Source organism: Schnuerera sp. (assembly GCF_035459645.1).
GTDB lineage: Bacteria > Bacillota > Clostridia > Tissierellales > Tepidimicrobiaceae > Schnuerera.
Genome location: NZ_DATHXO010000358.1, coordinates 1 through 6501 on the forward strand (window position 1 = coordinate 1; position 6501 = coordinate 6501).

Sequence of the window (6501 nt, forward strand, 5' to 3'; positions counted from 1 at the left end):
AAACATTTAGGATTAGATAAGGTAGATTTTACAGTTGCTTTAATTATCAATGCTCCAAGTAAAAAATATGGTAGAAAGGATTTAATTAAGATTGAAAATGCCATAGATGTAGATTTAACAATGTTAGGATTCATAGATCCAAATATAACTGTAAATATAATAGAAAATGAAAAGATAGTAGAAAAGATAAATCTCTCTTTACCTAAAAGAGTAGAGGGACTAATAGAATGTAAAAACCCTAGATGTGTTACTTCGAATGAAAGAGATATAATCCACAAATTTGTGCTTATAGACGAACAAAATGGAACTTATAAATGTGAATATTGTGATCAGATATATACTTGGGAGGGATAGAATGGATATTCTAATTAAAAATTGCAGAATTGTAGATGAGACTAAGGATATGGAAGGAGACATATATATAAAAGATGGGGAAATAGCTGAATATGGAAGAAATTTAGATTATGATTGTAAATCTATAGATGGTACCAATTTATTGGCCATGCCTTCCTTTCTAGATATGCATGTTCATTTTAGAGATCCAGGCTATACTTATAAGGAAGATCTATATACAGGAGGTAAAGCTGCTTTGAAAGGTGGCTATACTTTTGTAAACCTAATGGCAAATACAAATCCTATATGTAGCAGTATGAATATTGTAGAATATGTCCTTAATAAATCTAAAGAATTGGATTTAATTGATATTCATCAAACACTTTCCATAACAAAAAACTTTGATGGAATAACCATCGACCATTTAGACCAAGTAGATAATCGAGTTAAATTCATATCTGATGATGGAAAAGGGATACAATCGAATTTAACTATGTTTAAGGCAATGCTTAAAGCAAAGGAAAAAAATGTGACTATTATAGCCCATGAAGAAGATGAAGAAATAGTCCCAATAAACACTAGATTATCTGAAAATATAATGACTTTTAGAGACATATATTTAGCTAGATTGACAGAAGCCAAACTTCATTTAGCTCATGTTAGCACTAAAGAATCTATAGAAGAAATAAGGAAAGCTAAAAAAGACGGATTAAAGATTACTTGTGAAGTAACTCCTCATCATATAGCTTTATATAATAAGAACTATAGAGTAAATCCACCAATAAGGGAAAAAATAGATGTAGAAGCCATTATTCAAGGAGTTAAAGATGGGACAGTAGACGTTATAGCAACAGACCATGCACCTCATTCAAAAGAAGATAAGGAAAAAGGAGCCCCCGGAATATCAGGGGTAGAAACTTCCTTTAGCATAGCTTATACATCTTTAGTTAAATCAAATAATATCTCCATAAATAGGTTATCCCAACTAATGTCTGGAACTCCTGGTAAACTGATGGGAGTTAATAAAGGGAAAATAAAAACTGGCTATGATGGAGATATAGTACTAATAAATCTAAATGAAAAGGTCATTATAGATAAAGATAAATTCATATCTAAAGGGAAAAACACGCCTTTTGATGGAATGGAGTTTTATGGCAAAGTAGTCGCTACCATTAGAAAAGGTGAAATTAAATACAATGGGGGGATAATAGTTGATAATTGATAGATTGTATAATGAAGTGAAGAAAAAGGGGAATGTTTGTGTTGGATTAGACACTCATTTAGATTATGTTCCAAAAGAGATAAAGAAAAAATATCAAGATATAGATAAGATATTGTTCCAATTTAATAAGAAAATAATTGATAAAACCATGGATATAGTACCTATATATAAGCTACAGATAGCCTATTATGAATCCTATGGTATACAGGGGCTAATGGCTTATAAAAGGACTTTAGAATATATAAAGGCTAATGATTCTCTGTCTATAGGAGATATAAAAAGAGGAGATATTTCTTCTACAGCAGAAATGTACGGTAAAGCCCATTTTGAAGGTGATTTTGAAACGGATTTTATAACCTTAAATCCTTATATGGGATTTGATAGTATAACTCCATATTTAAAATATTTAGAATCGGGAAAGAAAGGAATATTTGTACTTCTTAGAACCTCTAATGAAGGGGCGAAGGATATACAGTATTTAAAGGTAAATCGATTAGAGGACGGAGCTATGGCCCATAAAAACAAGATTCTTCACGAAGTTCAGAATGACAAAATAGAATGTCAGAATAGTGTAAGCACAATTGGTAGTGAACACCTATACTACCATGTAGGAGATAAATTAAATGATATAGCATCTAAATATTTAGGCAATTGTGGATATAGTTCCTTAGGGGCAGTAGTAGGAGGAACTCATATAGATGAAGCAAAAGAAATTAGGGAAAGATATAAAAATATGTTTTTCTTAATCCCTGGTTATGGGCATCAAGGAGGAAAGGGAAAGGATGTAGCACTTTATCTAAACAAAGGGAATGGTGGTATAGTCAATTCATCTAGAGGGATTATTACAGCTTATAAAAGATATGAAGATGGTGCTGAAAATTTTGATAAATATGCAAGAAAAACAGTGTCATCTATGAAGGAGGATATTCAAAGTGAAATCAGGATATAGGCAAGGAACAATTAAGTCTAATATTCAGGTAGCTTCTAATATCTATGAAATAAAGCTTTCTCTTTGTTTTCCTGAGGCTAGCAGCACAAACTCTACTCTCGAAGGCTCTCAAAGTATATCTAGCTTCAAAGGGAAACCTGGACAATTCTATATGGTTAGAGGCTGGGAGGCATTAGACCCATTCTTATCTAGGCCTATTAGCATATCTGATTTAGAAGATGGTATTATTACCTTTTTATATGAAGTGAAGGGAAAGGGAACCCATATAATATCTAAATTGAAACCAGGGGATACCTTAGAATTACTTGGTCCATTAGGAACAGGGTTCGACTTAAATTCAACAGGGAAAATAGCTATTATTTCTGGAGGGATAGGCATAGCACCTATGATATACCTTGCAAAATCCTTAAATACTAAAATAGATTTTTATTCTGGATTTAGAAATGAAGTCTATTGCTTGGAAAAAGTAAAAAAATATGTAAATAATATATGGATATCAACAGAGAATGGTTCAGTTGGATACAAAGGTTTTATAACTGAAATTTTTCAACCTGAAAAATATGATATACTTTTTACCTGTGGTCCTTTACCAATGATGAAGGAAGTATTGAAAATGTGCAACGATAAGGCAGAAGTATATATGTCTATGGAAAAAAGAATGGCCTGTGGAATAGGAGCTTGTTTAGGATGTACTATTAAAACTATTTTTGGAATAAAGAGGGTATGTAAAGAGGGACCCGTATTTTCTGGAAAGGAGGTTCTATTCGATGATTGATACGAAGGTAAATATTTGTGGGATAGAATTTAAAAACCCAGTGATTGCAGCTTCTGGAACTTTTGGATTTGGTAGAGAATACGCAGAATATTTTCCCTTATCAAAATTAGGAGGGATTAGTTCTAAAGGTCTAACTTTAGAAAAAAAAGAAGGAAATCCAGGTATTAGAACATATGAAACAACAGGTGGTTTATTAAACAGTATAGGTCTTCAGAATCCAGGAATAGATGATTTTATAAAAGAAGAATTGCCCTTTATGAAAAAACAGAATACCATAATTTTAGCCAATGTAGGAGGCAATACCCTTGATGAATATTTAAAAGCCATTGAAAAACTAAATCAAACCAATGTAGATATAATAGAGTTAAATATATCTTGTCCAAATGTAAAAGAGGGGGGTATGGCTTTTGGCATAAAATCAGAAACTGCTTTCAAGGTAGTTTCTGAAGTAAGAAAGGTTTGCGAAAAACCTTTAATTGTAAAACTATCTCCAAATGCTGAAAATATAGTGCAAATGGCCGAATCTTGTGTAAAGGCAGGAGCAGATGGTTTATCCCTTGTAAATACTTTTAGTGGTATGGCAATAGACATAATAAAAAGAAAACCAGTATTTAATAATATTATAGCTGGGCTATCTGGTCCTTGTATCAAACCTATTGCATTAAGAATGGTATATGAAGTATCAAAAGCTGTTAATGTACCTATATTAGCCATTGGTGGGATAATGGATTATAAGGATGTTATTGAGTATATTATGGCAGGAGCCTGGGCGGTGCAAATAGGTAGTGCTAATTTTATAAATCCTAATACAACATTAGATGTAATTCATGGGATTGAAGAATTTATGATTAACGAAAAAATAAATTCCTTAGAAGAAATAAGGGGGTTGATCTAATATGCTAACTAAGATGCTAAAGGAAACTGGTGCTTTACTAGAAGGTCATTTTTTGTTATCATCAGGAAAACATAGTGATGGATATGTTCAATGTGCCAAACTATTGATGTATCCTGATAAAGCTGAAAAAGCAGTCAAGTTGATAATAGAAAAATTGAAAGATATTGATTTTGATATAGTAGTAGGTCCTGCCATGGGAGGAATAATAGTAAGCTATGAACTAGCACGGCAAATGAGGAAACCTGGTATTTTTGTTGAGAGAGAAGATAAAGTCATGAAATTTAGAAGAGGTTTCACCATAGAAAAAAAGCAAAAGGTATTAATAGCGGAGGATGTTGTAACTACAGGGAAATCTTCTTATGAAGCAATAAAAGCAGTGGAAGAACAAGGAGGAGAAGTTATCGGGATAGCTTGTATAGTAGATAGAAGTAAGGAAGACCTAAAATACCCAATTTACAGTGGAGTACAGTTAAATATAAATACTTATGAAAAAGAAGAATGTCCTTTATGTAAAGCGAATGTTCCAATTATTAAACCAGGTAGTAGAAAAATAACCCTTAAATAATAGGGTTATTTTTTTATGTAACATAATAAATATTACATAATTCGGTAATACTAAGAAGAAGCATTATAAAAAGGAGAAATATATGATACCTAAAAAGATTCCTTTAATCAAACAAGAAATAATAAACTATTTTCATAATACATCAGATTTTGTTGCATTCGAATTTGAAACTAATTCAAATATTAAGATGATGGTTTGTTATATAGAGGGTTTCATTGATAGAGATTTATTAGATAGAGATGTATTAAAACCATTGATACTGGATTTAAATAACAAAAAAGAAATTAATAGAGTAATTTTTTCTTCAAAGGTAAAAGAAATAGATTGTCTAGAGAAGATGATAGAGGAGATATTGTTAGGGAGAGTAGCTATATTTGTAGAAAATTTGCCATCATCCTATACCATAGAATTAAGCAAATGGGAAAAAAGGTCTGTAGAAGAACCTAATTCTGAATCGGTAGTAAGAGGACCAAAGGAAGGTTTTATTGAAGATATATTTGTAAATAAATCTTTATTAAGACGAAAACTTAGAACGAATAATTTAGTCTTTGAAGACTATACGCTAGGGACACAGTCTAGAACAAAGGTAAGTATCACATATCTACATGGAATAGTTAATAAAAAAGTACTAGAAGAAGTAAGAAAAAGATTAAAGAAGATTGATATAGATGCTGTATTAGAAAGTGGGTATATTGAACAATTAATTGAGGATAATACCAATTCAATTATATCAACTATTGAAAATAGTGAAAAGCCAGATGTTGTAGCAGCTAAAATATTAGAAGGAAGAGTTGCCATTCTTTGTGATGGTACTCCCCATGTTTTGACAGTCCCAAGATTATTTGTAGAAGGAATTATGACGAGTGAAGACTATTACTTAAGGAATTATTATGGTTCTTTTTTAAGGTTTTTAAGGGTAGTAGCTTTAATAATAAGTGTATTTTCTCCAGGAATATATGTGGCTTTACAACTTTATCATCAAGAGATGATACCTACTGTATTATTAATAACTATGATGGGGGCTAGGGAAGGGGTTCCCCTTCCTGTAGCGATAGAAACCTTCTTAATGGTTTTGACCTTAGAACTAACTAAAGAATCTGGAATACGTCTCCCTAAATCTATTGGCACAACTGTGAGTATTGTTGGAACATTAGTCTTAGGGCAGGCTGCAGTACAAGCTGGAATAGTAAGCGCTCCAACGGTAATAGTAATTGCTATTACAGCTATCTCTGAATTTGTTGTACCAGCTTTAGTACAAGGAATGATTTTATATAGAATTTTCATTTTATTTTTGGGTAGTTTTTTAGGACTATATGGAACAACTTGTGGATTAGCAATATATTTAGTCCAAATAATTTCTTTAGAATCTTTTGGTATTCCTTTTGGTTCGCCCATCGCTCCTATGGATAAGGAAGGTCTTAAGGATTCTGTAATAAGATTCCCAATCCAAAGTTTTGTCTATAGACCAAAATCTATAGAAAAAAGAAATATTAAAAGGCAGAAACCTCCAAGGAAGGATTGAAATCATGAGAAAGAAATTGGTTTTTATAGAGCTAATTTTATTACTGGTGGTATTAACGGGTTGCTGGAATGCTAGAGAGCTAAATGAATTAGGTCTTTCATTGATTATAGGGTTAGATCTAGAAGATGATAAAGTTTTGCTAACTGCTGAAATTATAAATCCTACATATTCCCATCAAAGCACTGTAACTACAGGACAAGGCAGTTTTGTAAAATATATTCAAGGGACAGGAAATAATAT

Annotated in this window: 8 protein-coding genes; all 8 read left to right on the plus strand. The window is 31.8% G+C overall.

Annotation, left to right across the window (positions count from 1 at the left end):
- Positions 1-354, plus strand: a 354-nt coding sequence (locus VK998_RS08320; protein WP_325227551.1) for an aspartate carbamoyltransferase regulatory subunit, incomplete at its 5' end; no start/stop codon positions are given.
- Between the two features lies 1 nt (position 355).
- Positions 356-1555 (plus strand): dihydroorotase, encoded by a 1200-nt coding sequence (locus tag VK998_RS08325; RefSeq protein ID WP_325227552.1) that lies wholly within the window; start codon positions 356-358, stop codon positions 1553-1555.
- Complete coding sequence (gene pyrF, locus VK998_RS08330) at positions 1545-2504, plus strand: orotidine-5'-phosphate decarboxylase (protein WP_325227554.1); 960 nt, start codon at positions 1545-1547, stop codon at positions 2502-2504. The genes VK998_RS08325 and pyrF overlap by 11 nt, the downstream gene beginning before the upstream one ends.
- Complete coding sequence (locus tag VK998_RS08335; RefSeq protein ID WP_325227557.1) at positions 2488-3279, plus strand: dihydroorotate dehydrogenase electron transfer subunit; 792 nt, start codon at positions 2488-2490, stop codon at positions 3277-3279. The genes pyrF and VK998_RS08335 overlap by 17 nt, the downstream gene beginning before the upstream one ends.
- Positions 3272-4174 carry a dihydroorotate dehydrogenase gene (locus VK998_RS08340; RefSeq protein ID WP_325227559.1) on the plus strand — a complete coding sequence of 301 codons (903 nt, stop codon included), beginning with the start codon at positions 3272-3274 and terminating at the stop codon, positions 4172-4174. Before VK998_RS08335 ends, VK998_RS08340 begins: the two co-directional genes overlap by 8 nt.
- 1 nt (position 4175) lies before the next feature.
- Positions 4176-4739, plus strand: a complete 564-nt coding sequence (gene pyrE, locus VK998_RS08345) for an orotate phosphoribosyltransferase (protein WP_325227561.1) — start codon at positions 4176-4178, stop codon at positions 4737-4739.
- Between the two features lie 82 nt (positions 4740-4821).
- Complete coding sequence (locus tag VK998_RS08350; RefSeq protein WP_325227563.1) at positions 4822-6261, plus strand: spore germination protein; 1440 nt, start codon at positions 4822-4824, stop codon at positions 6259-6261.
- A 4-nt stretch (positions 6262-6265) separates the two neighbouring features.
- Positions 6266-6501, plus strand: a 236-nt coding sequence (locus VK998_RS08355; RefSeq protein ID WP_475513932.1) for a Ger(x)C family spore germination protein, incomplete at its 3' end; no start/stop codon positions are given.